Below are 15541 nucleotides of genomic sequence, written 5' to 3'. Positions count from 1 at the left end.
CATTGGTCGGGTTGGATTGGCAAATGACTGCCGTGGTCTAGGCTTTTGCGTCTGGAACCCGAAACCCAAGGAGAGCGAAACGATGAGCCTGTTCAGTTTTCTAAAAGAAGCCGGTGAAAAAATCCTGGACGCATTGACGCCGGACAAGGCCGAAGCCAATAGCGAGGCATTGACCAAGCATGTGCAGAGTGCGTTGACGGGGATCGATACTTCCAAGATTCAGGTGAAGGTCGAGGGCGATAAGGTCATCGCCAGCGGCGAAGCGAAGACGCAAGAAGAGAAGGAAAAAATTCTCCTGACGCTGGGCAACGTGGCGGGTGTCAGCGGTGTTGAAGACCAGATCACCGTGACCGGTCCAGTGGTCGTGGCCGCGAAGTTTGTCGTGGTCGAGAAGGGCGACACCTTGAGCGCCATTTCCATGCGCGTGTACGGCAATGCCAACCTGTACAACAAGATCTTCGAAGCCAACAAGCCGATGCTCAAGGATGTGAACAAGATCTATCCGGGGCAATCGTTGCGTATTCCTGACTAATCCTTGAATCCGTGTGATGGCCTTCGCGGGCAAGCCTCGCTCCTGCAGGACTTGTGTCGTTCACGCATGATGCGAACGACATGGATCCTGTGGGAGCGGGCTTGCCCGCGATGCAGGCGCCTCGGTCTAAAGCCCTGCGATCAGATCCCGATAATCCCCGACCGCCGCAAACTCTCCCGTGTCCTTGGGCCCTTTGCGGCTGTCCGGCTCTTTCACTGCCAATAAATGCGCCACGCCGAACTCCCGGGCACTGCGCAGGATCGGCAGTGTGTCGTCGATAAACAGGCTGCGCGCCGGGTCAAAGTCGATGTCGGCCTGCAAGGCTTCCCAGAACTGCGGGTTTTCCTTGGGGAAACCGTAATCGTGGGAGCTGATCAGGCGCTCGAAATACGGTGCCAGCTCGATTCGTTCCAGCTTCAATGACAGCGAATCGCGGTGCGCGTTGGTGATCAGTACCACGCGTTTGCCTGCACGCTTGATCGCTGCCAGGAAGGTGTCCGCATCCGGGCGCAGGGCGATCAGGTGAGCGGTTTCCAGTTTCAGCTCGCGCACGGACAGTTTCAGTTCGGCACTCCAGAAATCCAGGCAATACCACTGAAGCTGACCGGCATTGCGTTCAAACAGGGGGTGCAACTCCAGCTCGGCCATGGCCCGGCTCACCCCATGCAGTTCGGCATAACGCTGGGGCAAGTGCTCCAGCCAGAAATGGTTGTCGAAGTGCAGGTCCAGCAGCGTGCCGTCCATGTCCAGCAGAACGGTATCGATGTCGTGCCAGGGCAGCAGGGACATAAAAAACTTCTCCAGCGGTAAAAAAAGGTATCCGGGGACAACAATCAGGATAGGCCGGGTATAGTAACCCGCTATCGCCCAGGAGCCGCTCATGCGCCAGAAACCCACCATCCTCGCCCGCGAGATTGTCGCCACCAGCCGTTTGTTCTGCGTCGAAGAGCTGAAGTTGCGTTTTTCCAATGGCGTGGAGCGCACCTATGAGCGGTTGGTCGGCAAGGGCGCAGGCTATGGCGCCGTGATGATCGTGGCGATGCTCGATGCCGACCATGCCGTACTGGTCGAGGAATACTGCGGCGGCACCGATGAATACGAATTCTCCCTGCCCAAAGGCTTGATCGAGCCGGGCGAGGACGTTTTGGCGGCCGCCGAGCGCGAGCTCAAGGAAGAGGCCGGTTATGGCGCGCGCCAGCTGGAACATCTGACCGAGTTGTCGTTGTCACCCGGCTACATGAGCCAGAAAATCCAGGTGGTGCTGGCCACTGACCTGTACGAAGAACGCCTGGAAGGTGACGAACCGGAGCCGATGGGCATGGACAAGGTCAGCCTGCGCGAGTTGTCGGCGCTGGCGCAGAATCCGAAGTTCACCGAAGGCCGAGCCTTGGCGGCCTTGTACCTGGCCCGTGATCTGCTGATCCAGCGCGGGGTGTTCCAGCCATGAATTTTCCCCATCCATTGATGGCGCCGGTGGTCGAGCTGGCGTTGCAGGCCGGCGAGGCGATCCTGCCGTTCTGGCGCATTGGCACTGCGGTGACCGCCAAGGCAGACGATTCTCCGGTCACCGCCGCCGACCTCGCCGCCCACCATGTGATTCTGGCCGGGCTCACCGCACTGGACTCGAGCATTCCGGTGTTGTCCGAAGAAGACGCCAACATCCCGCAGAGCGTACGCGCCGGATGGCAGCGCTGGTGGTTGGTGGACCCGCTGGACGGCACCAAGGAATTTATTTCCGGCAGCCAAGAATTCACCGTCAACATCGCGCTGATTGAGCAGGGGCGCGTGGTATTTGGCGTGGTGTCGATGCCAACTAACGGACGTTTCTATGTCGGTGGTGCCGGGCTCGGTGCGTGGCGTTGCGATCAGGGTGGTACGCCCGTGGCGATTCAGGTGCGTGATGTGCCGGGCCCCGGCCAATCGTTCACCGTGGTTGCCAGCCGTCGCCATTCCAGTCCGGAACAGGAACGCTTGCTGGCCGGGTTGAGCGCCAGCCTGGGTGAACTGGAACTGGCCAATATCGGCAGCTCCCTGAAGTTCTGCCTGTTGGCCGAAGGGGCGGCGGATTGTTATCCACGACTGGCGCCGACTTCGCAATGGGACACGGCGGCGGCGCAAGGCGTGCTGGAAGGGGCAGGTGGCGAGGTACTGGATCTGAATGGCGCACCGTTCAGTTATCCGGCGCGGGAATCGCTGCTGAACGAATTTTTCCTGGCACTGCCGGCCAAGGCTGCGTGGCGGGAACAGTTATTGGCATTGGCGCGAAGTTAAGATCGAAAGATCGCAGCCTGCTGCAGGCTGCGATCTTTTGCGTCACCGGTGCAACACGTACTGCCCGACAAACTTCACCGCCTCCTCATCGCTGCCCGCGTTCACCACCCGCGTGTGCAGGATCAACCGCGCCCGTCCGTAGCGCTGGTACATTGCCAGGAATTTCTTCCACACCTGCGCACTCGGCGCCTGGCAAATGGCATGTGCATCGCCTGTCACGGGCAACGGGTAGTTGATCTGCCCTTCCTGGATAACGATGTGTCCGTCGGTTATCCCTTCTTCTTTCAGGCACAGATGCAGCCAGCCCCAACCGGCCAGCACCGCGCCGCAATACAGGCTGCCGCCGAACATGGTGCTCTTGTGGTTGACGTTGGCGTCCAGGGGCAAATACAGGCGCAGTTGTTGATCGTGCCAGTCGAGCACCTTGAGGCCCATGTCCCGGGTGAGGGGAATGTCGTGATGGAGGATGGATTCCAGTTGACGACTGTCGCGGCTCATTCAGCGGCCTCTTGTTTGTAGTGGATGAGTGGTCGGCGGCTCAATCGAGGTCGTCGCCGTGGGTGGAAGTGCCGCTGTCGGCGAAGCTCAGGCCGTGCTTGCGCAATTTGTCATGCAGGGTCTTGCGTGGAATGCCCAGCGCCTCGGCGACGCTGCGCACCGAGCTGTGCGAGCGCGCCAGTTCGGCGGCAATCAGGGTTTTTTCGAAGTTTTCCACTTGCTCGCTCAAGCCGCCGCTGACCATTTCTACTGTCGTGCCAGGCGTGCCTTGCACCTCGTTGCTGTCCAGCGCCAGTTCCAGGCCCAGGGCGAAACGTTCGGCAGCATTTTGCAGTTCGCGCACGTTGCCGGGCCAGGTGTGGCGCAACAGCAGGGCGCGTTGTCCGGGTTGCAGTTCATGCGGCGGCAAGCCGTGGCGGGCGCTGGCTTCATCGGCGAAATGCTGGAACAGCATCAGCGCATCTTCACCACGTTCGCGCAGTGGCGGAATGCGCAAAGGCGCGACGTTCAGGCGATAGTACAAGTCGGCGCGGAATCGGCCCTGATCGGCGGCCTGACGCAGATCTTCCTTGGTGGCGGCGATGATGCGGATGTCCAGCGGGATCAGTTGATTACCGCCCAGGCGCTCGACCACACGCTCCTGCAGCAAGCGCAGCAATTTCACCTGGACGTCCAGACTCATGCTTTCGATCTCATCGAGAAACAGCGTGCCGCCATTGGCAAATTCGAACTTGCCGATGCGCCGTTTCTGCGCGCCCGTGAAAGCGCCTGGCTCATGGCCGAACAACTCGCTTTCGACCACCGACTCGGCCAGCGCCCCGGCGTTGATTGCCACGAACGGACCAGTGCGCCGACTCGACAGGTCATGCAGCGCGCGGGCGACTACTTCTTTACCGGCCCCGGTCTCACCGAGGATCAGCACGTCCGCCCGGGTCGCCGCCAGGGCGCCGATTTGTTCGCGCAGGCGCAGCATCGAGGGCGACTGCCCGACCAGGCGTGTGCTCAATTCATTGCGATCGCTCAGGGCCAGGCGCAGGCTGCGGTTGTCCAGCACCAGTCGGCGCAAGGCCAGGGCGCGGCGCACGCTGTCGAGCAGCGCGTCGCTGGCGAAGGGTTTTTCCAGAAAGTCATAGGCCCCGGCGCGCATGGCTTGCACCGCCAGCGGCACATCGCCGTGACCGGTGATCAGCAGCACCGGCAGTTCCGGGTCCTGGGCGTGGAGTTCGGTCAGCAGTTCGATGCCGTCCATGCCCGGCATGCGGATATCGCTGACGACTACGCCCGGCCAGTCGCGCTCCAGTTGCGCGGCCAGGCCCTTGGCTTCGGCCAGCGGCAGAATCTTCAGGCCGGCCAGGTCAAGGGTCTGGCTCAAGGCCTGGCGCAGGTGGGGATCGTCGTCGATCAACACGACCTGGATGCGGTTGTCGATGGTCATGCACTTCGGTCCTCGGACGGTTGCAGGCTCACACCGGGTGCGCCTGCGCGTAGCTTCAGGGTAATCAGGGCACCGCCCTCCTTGTGGTTGGCGAACGACAGCTCACCGCCGAAGGCGCGCATCAGGGTCTCGCAGATCGCCAGCCCCAATCCAAGGCCCTGGGTGCGGGTCTTGGTGGTGTAGAAGGGCTCGCTGGCGCGGCCAAGGGCCTCCAGGCAGAAACCGGGGCCGTTGTCGCGAATGTACAGGTTGACGCCTTCGGCCGTGGATTGGGCACTGAGCCAGAGTTTACGCGGCGGGCCTTTTTCCGTCAGGGCATCCAGGGCGTTGGCCAGCAGGTTGCCCAGCACCTGGCGCAGGCGGGTTTCCCCGGCCTCGACCCACAAAGTGGCGGCTGGCAAGTCGCGGATCAGTTCCACTTCCATGCTGCGTCGACGCTTGGCCAGCAAGGCCAGGGCATCGTCCAGCGCCGGCTGCAGGGCGACGCTTTCCGGGGCGTGGCGGTCGCGCCGGGCAAAGGCGCGCAGGTGAGCGATGATCGACGCCATGCGCCCGGTCAATTCGCTGATCAGCTTGAGGTTGCCACGGGCATCGTCGGTGCGCTGGTGGTCGAGCAGCACTTCGGCGTTTTCCGCGTAGCTGCGGATGGCTGCCAGCGGTTGGTTGAGTTCGTGGCTGATGCTCGCCGACATCGTTCCCAGGGCCGAGAGCTTGCCGGCCTGCACCAGGTCATCCTGGGCGCGAACCAGCTCTTGCTGGGCCTGTTCGCGCTCCAGCACTTCCTGCTTGAGTCGGCGGTTGAGGCCCTCAAGATCACTGGTACGCTCGGCCACCCGGCCCTCCAGTTCGCGTCGGGCCTTGGCTTCGAAGGCGATCCGTTCCAGGTAGTGACGGCGGCGTTGCATCATCAGGCCGAGCAACAGCATCAACACCAGCAGCGCCGCGCCACCGATGGCGACCACGGTGCGCACCGGACGATCGATCAGGGTGCGCGGGGCGAGGATGCTGACGTTCCAGCCAGTTTCCGCGATCGCCTGGGTCTGGGTCAGCCAGGCGTTGGGGTTGAGCTTAAGCGGCTTGGGCTCGCGGGTGGGGTAGGGCTGGATCGCGGTGATGGCCTTGCGCTCCTCTTCGGTCAACTCCCGGGTCGAACGAAAGCGCCATTCCGGCCGCGAGGTGAGGATGACCACGCCGTTGTGATCGGTCAGCAACAGTTGCTCCGGGGTTTTACCCCACAGGCTCTCGGTGTGGTCGAGGTCGACCTTGACCACCAGCACGCCGGTGATTTTCTCCCCCTCGCGCACGGCGGCGGCGAAAAAGTAGCCACGTTTGGCGGACGTGGTGCCCAGCCCGAAAAATCGCCCGAGCCGACCGGCCATGGCTTCGCTGAAATAAGGGCGGAAGGCAAAGTTGCGGCCGACGAAACTGTCGTGCTTGTCCCAGTTGGAGGCCGCCAGGGTCTTGCCCGTGGTGTCCATCAGGTACATGACTTCGGCGCCGGTCTGGGTGCTGATGTTTTTCAGCAGGCGGTTGGCGTTGCCCTGGGTGACGCCATCGTCCGGCGCGCCAAGCACGGCGCGCAGGGCCGGCAGATCGCCGAGGATCTGTGGCAGCACTTCATAGCGGTGCAGGGTGCCCAGCAGGTTGGCGACGTAGAGATCGAGGGTCTGGCGATTCTGGCCAGCCAGTTCGCTACGGTAATAGCGCTCGGCCAGGTGTTCCAGGGGCCACAGCAACGGCGCCAGGCACAGCGCGAGCAGGGCCAGGCTGCGCCAGCGGGGTCTGCGGGGAAGGGTCGGAGTCATGAGCATCGAGCGCCTGTGGGTACAGGTGCATTATGCCTAGGCTTGCCGACGCAGTCTGCGCACCTTGGGGTCGGTGCGAGCGGTGTTTCAGTCGAAGACGTCGGCGTCCTTGAAAAATGCCGCGGCCTGGTCCCTGGCCGACAGTTGCGGCGCTGTATCCAGCGGCCAGTCGATGGCCAGGTCCGGGTCGTCCCAGCGAATACTGCGTTCGGCCGACGGGTTGTAGTACTCAGTGGTTTTGTAGAGAACTTCGGCGAAATCACTCAACACCAGGAAGCCGTGGGCGAAACCCTTGGGGATCCATAGCTGGCGACTATTCTGGGCAGAAAGGCGTACGGCCACCCACTTGCCGAAATGCGGCGAGCTGCGCCGCACGTCAACGGCTACATCAAGGATTTCACCGGCGCAGACCCGGACCAGTTTGTCCTGGGTATTCTCCAATTGGTAATGCAGCCCACGCAGCACGCCTTTTTGCGAGCGCGAATGGTTGTCCTGAATGAACTGGGTGTTCAGGCCGGTGGCTTCCTTGAAAACCTTCGCGTTGAAACTTTCGTAGAAAAAACCACGTTCGTCACCGAAAACCTTGGGCTCGATGATCAAAACACCGGGCAGGTCGGTGGTCACAACATTCATGGGTTTCTCCAACGATGGGCATTGATGGTCGCCATTCTTGCCCAGAGGTGCCGGTTAGAGCGAGCGTCATGTGCTTTTTTCTTTGTAGTTGGCCGATCCAGCGGCTTACCAGCCGGCTGAAGGGGGGTTGCGTATCTGCTCGTGCAGTGGCGATATAGGCGCCTAATAAATTTAACACCTTCATTGAAGAGGTCTGTTTCATGCCGCTCGCCACGTTGATTCATCGCGCCAGTTTGCCCAGCCCGCAAGTGTCTGCGGAGCAAGCGCTTGAGCTGTTGCAGGAACATTACGGGTTTGGCGGAACGTTGCAGGCCCTTGGCAGCCAGCAGGATTTGAACTACCGCGTCGACAGCGACCAAGGCCGCTTTGTCCTGAAAATCTGCCGGGGCGACTATTCGGCCCTGGAGCTGCAAGCCCAGCATGCCGGGCTCAAGCATCTGGCGGAACATCCCGACGTGCACGTGCCGCGTGTGATTGCGGCAAAAAACGGGGTGGACCTGTTGTCCCTGAAGGTCGCTGGCCAAGCGGTGCATGTGCGTTTGCTGGACTACATCGAGGGCCAGTCCCTGACGCACCTCGAATACTTCAATCGCACGGTGGTGGCCGGTTTTGGGCGGTTGTGCGGTGAAATGGACCTGGCACTGGCGGATTTTGACCACCCGGGCCTGGCGCGAACCCTACAGTGGGACGCGCGCCACGCCCATGCACTGATCGCGCACTTGCTGCCGGTCATCAAGGATGAAACCCAGCGCCGGCTGATCGTTGAAGCGTCCGAGCAGGCCGAGCGTCATTTGTTGCCGCTGCAGGACAGGTTGCCGGTGCAAGCCATACACATGGACATCACCGACGACAACGTGGTGTGGCAGCGCGATGCGCAACGCCATTGGCAATTGCAAGGTGTGATCGATTTCGGCGATTTGATCCGCACCTGGCGCATAACCGACCTGTCGGTGACCTGTGCAGCGTTGCTGCACCATGGTGAAGGCGATCCGTTCTGCATTTTGCCAGCGGTGCAGGCGTATCACGCGGTCAATCCGTTACAGCATGAAGAGCTGCTGGCGCTGTGGCCGCTGATCGTCGCCCGCGCGGCAGTGTTGGTGCTCAGTGGCGAACAGCAGGTCAGCATCGATCCGGGTAATACCTATAGCCGCGATAATCTGGTCCACGAGTGGGAAATTTTCCGTGTGGCCACGTCGGTGCCGTTGGCGTTGATGGAAGCGGCCATCCTGTCCGCCGTCGGGCAGAGCCTGCCGGGCATTGGCAGCGAGGGCTTCGCGCCACTGTTGCCGAGCCTGGTGGGGCGTGAGTTTGCGTTAATCGACCTGGGCGTGCTCAGCCCGCATTTCGAGGCCGGTAACTGGGAGCAGGAAGGCATCGATCAGCGCCTCCTGGACGAAGCCGCCGCCGTCCACGGCCTGGCGGCCAGTCGTTACGGGCAGTACCGGTTGTCGCGCACGCGCCCGGACACAGCCGGCGAGCCGGACACCTGCCCCCTGCACGTTGAATTGCGCGTACCCCACGGCACGGCCGTCGAAGCGCCGTTCGCCGGGGTGGTGCACCAGCCGATGCCCGAGGTGCTGCAACTGGACGGTCCGCAACTGAGCGTGCGGCTTTGGGGGGTCACGCCGTCGCTGGATAGCGGCGCGGCGCTGGTCAAAGGCCAGGTGCTGGGCTCGGTCAGCGGGCCGTTGATCGTGCAACTGTGCCGAGGGGCGTCGTTTACTGCGCCGTTGTTTTGCACACCTTCACGTGCAGGCGCCTGGCAAGCGCTGTGCCCGTCACCAGCGGCGCTGCTGGGGCTGGCCTGCGATGCTCAGGAGGAGCTCGATTCACAGACCCTGCTGGCCCGGCGCGACGCCAGCTTCGCCCGCACGCAAAAGCACTATTACGTCGACCCGCCGCGCATCGAGCGCGGCTGGCGCAACCACCTGATCGACATGCAGGGTCGCTCTTACCTCGACATGCTCAACAACGTCGCGGTGCTCGGCCACGGCCATCCGCGCATGGCGGCGGTCGCCAGCCGGCAGTGGTCGTTGCTCAACACCAACTCGCGGTTCAACTATGCGGCCGTGGCCGAGTTCTCCGAGCGCCTGTTGAAATTGTCACCGGAGGGCATGGATCGGGTGTTCCTGGTCAACAGCGGCAGTGAGGCCAACGATCTGGCCATTCGCCTGGCGTGGGCCTACAGCGGCGGACGCGACATGCTCAGCGTACTGGAGGCCTATCACGGCTGGACAGTCGGCGCGGATGCGGTGTCGACTTCGATCGCGGACAATCCCAAGGCCCTGAGCAGTCGCCCGGATTGGGTGCACCCGGTAACCGCGCCGAACACCTATCGCGGCGAGTTCCGCGGCCCTGGCAGCACGCCGGACTACGTGCGCAGCGTCGAACACAACCTGGCGAAAATCGCCGGTCAAAAACGCCAACTGGCCGGTTTCATTTGCGAACCGGTGTACGGCAATGCCGGTGGCATCTCGCTGCCGCCGGGTTACTTGCAGCAGGTTTACGCAATGGTCCGCGCCCAAGGTGGTGTGTGCATCGCCGACGAAGTGCAGGTGGGTTACGGGCGCATGGGGCATTTCTTCTGGGGTTTTGAAGAGCAGGGCGTGGTACCGGACATCATCACCATGGCCAAGGGCATGGGTAACGGCCAGCCACTGGGCGCGGTGATCACCCGCCGGGAAATCGCCGAAGCGCTGGAGGCCGAGGGGTATTTCTTCTCGTCCGCCGGTGGCAGCCCGGTCAGCTGCCAGATCGGCATGGCGGTGCTGGACGTGATGGAAGAGGAAAAACTCTGGGAAAACGCCCAGGTGGTCGGCGGGTATTTCAAGGAGCGACTTGAAGCGCTGATCGATATTCATCCGTTGGTCGGCGCGGTGCATGGTTCCGGGTTTTACCTGGGGGTGGAATTGATCCGCAACCGTGAAACCCTGGAGCCGGCCACCGAAGAAACCACCGCGTTGTGCGATCGCTTGCGCGAACTGGGGATTTTCATGCAGCCGACTGGCGATTACTTGAACGTGCTGAAGATCAAGCCGCCGATGGTCACCTCGCGCCAGAGCGTGGATTTCTTTGTGGACATGCTCTCGAAGGTGCTTGCGGAGGGGCTCTAAACGCACGACCCCTGTAGGAGCGAGCTTGCTCGCGAAAGCGATCATTCAGATAAGAATTGGTGTCTGACACGACCTCATCGCGAACAAGCTTGCTCCTACAGATATCCGGGGTGTTAGTTCGATTGTTATCGGGTTTAAGTGAGTTATTTTAGACGAGAGGCATATTTATCGCTTCAAAAGCCGATTTTTATCGGCTATAAAGTCGCCAATGCCAGGGTGTGGATGAACCATGCCCGACCGTCACGCACTTGCCCGGAGATGCTTCATGAGCCGTAACGTTACTGTCGCTGCCACGCAAATGGCCTGTTCCTGGGACCTTGAAGGCAACATCGAGGTCGCTGAAAGACTGGTCCGCGAAGCCGCCGCCAAAGGCGCGCAGATCATCCTGATCCAGGAGCTGTTCGAGGCACCGTACTTTTGCCAGAAGCCGAACCCGGATTACCTGCAACTGGCGACGACAGTGGAAGACAACGTCGCCATCAAGCACTTCCAGAAAGTTGCCAAGGAGCTGCAAGTCGTGTTGCCGATCAGCTTCTACGAACTGGCAGGCCGTGCGCGTTTCAACAGCATCGCGATCATCGATGCCGACGGCAGCAACCTCGGGATTTATCGTAAAAGCCACATTCCGGATGGTCCTGGCTATCACGAGAAGTACTACTTCAACCCGGGCGATACCGGCTTCAAGGTGTGGAACACCCGTTACGCGAAAATCGGCGTGGGTATCTGTTGGGACCAATGGTTCCCTGAAGCTGCTCGCAGCATGGCGCTGCAAGGCGCGGAAATCCTGTTCTACCCGACCGCCATAGGCAGCGAGCCGCACGACAAGACCATTTCGTCACGCGATCACTGGCAACGCGTACAACAGGGCCACGCCGGCGCTAACCTGATGCCGCTGATCGCCAGTAACCGCATCGGTAACGAAGAGCAAGACGGCTACGACATCACCTTCTACGGTTCGTCGTTCATCGCCAACCAGTTCGGCGAGAAGGTGCAGGAACTCAACGAAACCGAAGAAGGCATCCTGGTTCACACCTTCGACCTCGATAAACTCGAACACACACGCAGTGCATGGGGTTCCTTCCGCGACCGCCGTCCGAACCTGTATGGTGCTATCAAAACCCTCGACGGATCCCTGGAGTCCTGACTGCCATGACCACTTTGAACAGCTCCCCTCGCGCAGACGGCTTCTACATGCCAGCCGAGTGGGCACCGCAAACCCAGACCTGGATGATCTGGCCCGAGCGCCCGGACAACTGGCGCCTGGGCGGCAAACCGGCGCAAGCCGCACACGTGGCAGTGGCCAAGGCCATCGCCCGTTTCGAACCGGTCACCGTGGCGGTGTCCGCCGGCCAATACGAAAACGCCCGTGCCCGCCTGGACGTGCCGAATATCCGCGTGGTCGAGATGTCCAGCGACGACGCGTGGGTTCGGGATACCGGCCCGACGTTCGTCATCAACAACAGCGGCGAAGTCCGTGGCGTGAACTGGGACTTCAACTCGTGGGGTGGTTTCGACGGCGGCCTGTATTCGCCGTGGAACCGCGACTCGCAGGTGGGCGGCAAGATCCTTGAGATCGAGCGCAGCCCGCGTTATCGGACCGAGGGCTTCGTGCTCGAAGGTGGTTCGATCCATGTCGATGGTGAAGGCACGCTGATCACCACCGAAGAATGCCTGCTCAACCGCAATCGCAACCCGCACATGAACCGTGCGGAAATCGAAGCGGTGCTGAAAGACAATCTGGCTGTGGATAAGATCATCTGGCTGCCGGACGGCTTATTCAACGACGAAACCGATGGCCATGTGGATAACTTCTGCTGCTACGTGCGTCCGGGTGAAGTGCTGTTGGCCTGGACAGATGACCCACAGGACCCGAACCACCCACGCTGCCAGGCGGCCATGAAGGTGCTGCAAAGCAGCACCGACGCCAAGGGGCGTCCGTTCACGGTGCACAAGATGCCGATTCCGGGGCCGCTGTATGCCACTGAGGAAGAATGTGCCGGCGTCGATCCGGTCGACGGGACTCAGGAGCGTAACCCAAGCGTTCGTCTGGCCGGCTCTTATGTGAACTTCCTGATCGTCAATGGCGGCATTATTGCCCCGAGTTTCGACGACCCGCTGGATGGTCCGGCAAAAGAGATCTTGCAGACACTGTTCCCGCAGCACGAAGTGGTTATGGTGCCTGGCCGTGAACTGTTACTGGGTGGCGGTAACATTCACTGCCTTACCCAACAACAGCCAGCGCCGCACAAAGAGTGAGTGCAGTTGTAACAGCTTGAGCTAACAGCAAAAAAATTCAGGCTGGCGCTTTCGCACGCCGCACCATGCAAAGCCCGCAGTCCTTGAGGATTGCGGGCTTTTTTGTATCCGTCGGTCGGCAAATGAAAAACATTGGCATAGCTCTTGTATCTATCGGGGGGTAAGGGGGAGGGGAGAGCTTCGATGTTCTGTCATAAACCTTGGATAAGTTAGCCGCTCAAAAACCAGGAGAGAGCGTTGAAATGAACGCCGAAGTGAATGTGGCAAGCGACAGCGAATCGCTGCAGGTCCTGGCGCACTGGTTAAAGTCCAATGGAACGTGTCAGATCAGCCAGACTGATCCGCGCCGGATGATGATCGAGCGTTACCCTGCTGGTTTATTCAGCGAGGCGGAACTGGATGCGTTGTGGGATGTGATGGAAGGATAAGAAGTAAAACAACGGATTGAAAAAGAAAAGCGCTGCCGGGATGGCAGCGCTTTTTTTATGGACGAAGGTCCTGCTGGACCGAGCCCTGTAGATACCGTCTTGAACCTCACCGGCCAAGGCATCCCAGCGGCCATAACCCGGCAACACCGTGGTGTTGAGATTGTCGGCATAACGATCGCCGACCAGGGTCACAACGGTTTCGGCGTACCCGGTTGACGATCCCGCCCTGGCTGCCACGGCCGTACAGCACGGCAGCCGGGCCTTTGAGTACGTCGATGCGTTCGATGTTGTGCAAGTCGCGCACGTATCGGCTGTCGTTTTTCAGGTTTTTGACGCCATTGGATGGCGTTAAACCTGCACGCGAGTTGAGTTTTTCTGCCAAGTAAATTCATTTCTTAGACGATTTTCGCCTGCTTAGAGACGATTCATGAAATTGACACACCGTTAAAGGCGCGGCTACGATCCATTCAACGCCTGTGGCAGACCGCCATGACCAAATAATAATTAAAAGGCCCGCCGCGACTGATCGTGGGCGGGCTTTTTTGTTTGCGACATGAAAAAAGAGCGCGATAGCGCCGTTTCGGCTGTTCGACACAGCGCGTTTCAACCCGTAATAAGGAAAACAACATGTTGAACAAGCGAATCAGCCTGATCGCTCTGGGGATTTTTAGCGCTACACAGGCCATGGCTAACGATCAGGCCGAATCCAAGGGATTTGTTGAAGACAGCAGCCTCAAAGTGCTGCTGCGCAACGCCTACATGAACCGTGACTACAAAGACGGCAACCCGGACAAGTCCGAGTGGGGCCAGGCAGCCATCGGTACGTTCTCGTCCGGCTTCACCCAAGGCACCATTGGTGTAGGTGTAGATGCCTTTGGGTTGTACGCGCTCAATCTGGAACGCAATGAAGACCGCAGCGGCGCCCAAGGCATCGATTTTTTCAAAAAGGGTGCCAGCGGCGAACCGGCTGACGACCTGGCCAAGGCTGGCGCAGCGGTCAAATTCCGCCTGTCCAGCACCACGCTGACCTACGGCGACCAAATGCCGGTCCTGCCGGTACTGAGCTACGACAACGGTCGTCTGCTGCCAGAAAGCTACACCGGTACCCTGATCACCTCCAAGGAGATCAAGGGCCTGGAGCTGAACGCCGGTCGCTTCACCGCCGAATCGCGTAAAAGCGCCGAAGGTCATGACAGCGGTGGCCTGAAGTCGATCAACGTGTTGGGTGGTAGCTACCAGTTCACCGAACAATTCAAGGCCGCGTTGTACGCCTCCGACGTCGAAGACGTGCTGAAGAAGCAATACGTGAACGCCAACTACGTATTCCCGATCGACAAGGACCAGTCCCTGACCCTGGACTTCAACGGCTATCGCACCAAGCTGGAAGATTCCTACGTTCGCGACAACAACGTCACCGGCGACGACAACAAGATCTGGAGCCTGGCAGCCACCTTCGCCACCGGCCCGCACTCGTTCACCCTGGCTCACCAGCGCAGCACCGGCGACAGCAACCTGGGCTACGCCTATGGCGGCTACCAGAAAGATCAAAACCGCGTCGGCGACGGTGGCAACACCATCTACCTGGCCAACTCCTACTGGTCCGACTTCAACGCCGAAGACGAACGCAGCTGGCAACTGGGCTACGGCCTGGACTTCAGCACCTTCGGCGTCCCGGGCCTGAGCTACAACTTCGCCTACGTACGCGGTGACAACATCACCACTTCCACCAGCGAAGGCGGCACCGAGCGCGAAATCTTCAACCAGTTCAAGTACGTCGTGCAAAGCGGCCCGGCCAAAGACCTGAGCATCAAGCTGCGCAGCTCGATCCTGCGCGTGTCGCAGAAGTCGAGCGAGTACAACGTCAGCGGTAACGAAGTGCGTGTGTTCGTGGATTACCCGATCAACGTTTTCTGATGATGGGTTGCGGTATTGAGGCCTGATATAAGGCTGAGAACAAAGAAAAGCCCCGACTGGTTCGTAATGCTGTTCACTTAAGCCATCGTGGTTCAATGGGGCACCCAAATGATCGTTCCCACGCTCTGCGTGGGAATGCATCCTGTGACGCTCCGCGTCACCGTTGCGCATCGCTCATGTCATGCGTCGTCAGCGGAACGCGGAGCGTCCCTGGCGGCATTCCCACGCAGAGCGTGGGAACGATCACATCGCGGACAGACCTGCATTCAGGTCGGCAGTCAGGCCGCCTCTCTATGGCTTTTGATTTTCTTTCCACATCGAGCCACTAAAGTGAACAGCATTACGACTGGTTCGGGGCTTTTTTTGTCGTTCAAAAAGTACATGTCGCCAAAACACGGTTTCGGGTACACGTCTTGGGAACGTGTCGTCCGCGGCGACATGTTCCGCGGACGTGTCGCAAAAAAGTGAAAAAGTACGACACGTTAAGGCTGGGAGAGGTTAAGCGGTTAGTTATTGCCTGTTGCCAAAAAATCAGTAGAGCACTCGCGGGGAGCAGCGGCTCCCTGGTCCACCCCAATTAATTACCTCACGTAATTAATGATGTTCCCGCCCCCACCTTTATCCCCTCCAGCGAACTCCATACATTGAGCTCCAAC

The 15541-nt window shown here is 60.4% G+C and carries 13 protein-coding genes and 1 pseudogene; 8 read left to right on the top strand and 6 right to left on the bottom strand.

The features are described 5' to 3' along the window. The first annotated feature begins 82 nt into the window (after positions 1-82). Complete coding sequence (gene lysM / locus ACIO0C_RS13315) at positions 83-532, top strand: peptidoglycan-binding protein LysM (RefSeq protein ID WP_401312539.1); 450 nt, start codon at positions 83-85, stop codon at positions 530-532. A 126-nt stretch (positions 533-658) separates the two neighbouring features. Here lysM and yrfG read toward each other — a convergent pair whose 3' ends face one another. Next, positions 659-1321, bottom strand: a complete 663-nt coding sequence (gene yrfG, locus ACIO0C_RS13310; protein WP_401312537.1) for a GMP/IMP nucleotidase — start codon at positions 1319-1321, stop codon at positions 659-661. Positions 1322-1412: 91 nt separating this feature from the next. Between yrfG and nudE the strand changes: the two genes are divergently transcribed. Then, complete coding sequence (gene nudE, locus ACIO0C_RS13305) at positions 1413-1979, top strand: ADP compounds hydrolase NudE (protein WP_401312536.1); 567 nt, start codon at positions 1413-1415, stop codon at positions 1977-1979. After that, the gene (gene cysQ, locus ACIO0C_RS13300; RefSeq protein WP_401312533.1) at positions 1976-2803 is read left to right on the top strand and encodes a 3'(2'),5'-bisphosphate nucleotidase CysQ; all 828 of its coding nucleotides are present in this window, start codon (positions 1976-1978) and stop codon (positions 2801-2803) included. Before nudE ends, cysQ begins: the two co-directional genes overlap by 4 nt. Before the next feature lie 42 nt (positions 2804-2845). Here the strand turns inward: cysQ and ACIO0C_RS13295 are convergent, their stop codons facing one another. The 4 genes from ACIO0C_RS13295 to rfbC all read right to left on the bottom strand — a co-directional run bounded on the left by ACIO0C_RS13295 (position 2846) and on the right by rfbC (position 7174). Further along, complete coding sequence (locus ACIO0C_RS13295; RefSeq protein WP_401312530.1) at positions 2846-3301, bottom strand: YiiD C-terminal domain-containing protein; 456 nt, start codon at positions 3299-3301, stop codon at positions 2846-2848. 40 nt (positions 3302-3341) lie between these two features. Further along, positions 3342-4736: a sigma-54-dependent transcriptional regulator gene (locus tag ACIO0C_RS13290; RefSeq protein ID WP_401312528.1), complete on the bottom strand. Its 1395-nt coding sequence runs from the start codon at positions 4734-4736 to the stop codon at positions 3342-3344. Beyond that, on the bottom strand, positions 4733-6541 hold the full coding sequence (locus ACIO0C_RS13285; protein ID WP_401312525.1) for an ATP-binding protein: 1809 nt from the start codon (positions 6539-6541) through the stop codon (positions 4733-4735). Before ACIO0C_RS13285 ends, ACIO0C_RS13290 begins: the two co-directional genes overlap by 4 nt. 87 nt (positions 6542-6628) lie before the next feature. Then, the gene (gene rfbC, locus ACIO0C_RS13280) at positions 6629-7174 is read right to left on the bottom strand and encodes a dTDP-4-dehydrorhamnose 3,5-epimerase (RefSeq protein ID WP_008058454.1); all 546 of its coding nucleotides are present in this window, start codon (positions 7172-7174) and stop codon (positions 6629-6631) included. A 200-nt stretch (positions 7175-7374) separates the two neighbouring features. Between rfbC and ACIO0C_RS13275 the strand changes: the two genes are divergently transcribed. The 4 genes from ACIO0C_RS13275 to ACIO0C_RS13260 all read left to right on the top strand — a co-directional run bounded on the left by ACIO0C_RS13275 (position 7375) and on the right by ACIO0C_RS13260 (position 12971). After that, positions 7375-10287, top strand: a complete 2913-nt coding sequence (locus ACIO0C_RS13275; RefSeq protein ID WP_401312521.1) for an aminotransferase — start codon at positions 7375-7377, stop codon at positions 10285-10287. Positions 10288-10552: 265 nt separating this feature from the next. Continuing rightward, positions 10553-11431, top strand: coding sequence for an N-carbamoylputrescine amidase (aguB, locus tag ACIO0C_RS13270; protein ID WP_008058457.1), 879 nt, complete (start codon positions 10553-10555; stop codon positions 11429-11431). Between the two features lie 5 nt (positions 11432-11436). Continuing rightward, positions 11437-12543: an agmatine deiminase gene (gene aguA / locus ACIO0C_RS13265; protein ID WP_401312517.1), complete on the top strand. Its 1107-nt coding sequence runs from the start codon at positions 11437-11439 to the stop codon at positions 12541-12543. A 242-nt stretch (positions 12544-12785) separates the two neighbouring features. Next, positions 12786-12971, top strand: a complete 186-nt coding sequence (locus tag ACIO0C_RS13260) for a hypothetical protein (protein ID WP_401312514.1) — start codon at positions 12786-12788, stop codon at positions 12969-12971. Between the two features lie 172 nt (positions 12972-13143). On the opposite strand, the pseudogene ACIO0C_RS13255 reads toward ACIO0C_RS13260, so the two are convergent. After that, a pseudogene (locus ACIO0C_RS13255) lies at positions 13144-13353 on the bottom strand (TonB-dependent receptor plug domain-containing protein); the annotation flags it as partial. A gap of 245 nt (positions 13354-13598) precedes the next feature. Here ACIO0C_RS13255 and ACIO0C_RS13250 point away from each other — a divergent pair. Then, positions 13599-14885, top strand: coding sequence for an OprD family porin (locus ACIO0C_RS13250; protein ID WP_401312511.1), 1287 nt, complete (start codon positions 13599-13601; stop codon positions 14883-14885). Positions 14886-15541 lie beyond the last annotated feature (656 nt).

This window comes from Pseudomonas sp. NPDC087336, assembly GCF_044744285.1.
Classification (GTDB): domain Bacteria; phylum Pseudomonadota; class Gammaproteobacteria; order Pseudomonadales; family Pseudomonadaceae; genus Aquipseudomonas.
Note: the sequence above shows the minus strand (reverse complement) of the source record. Positions and strands in the feature narration are given on the sequence as shown.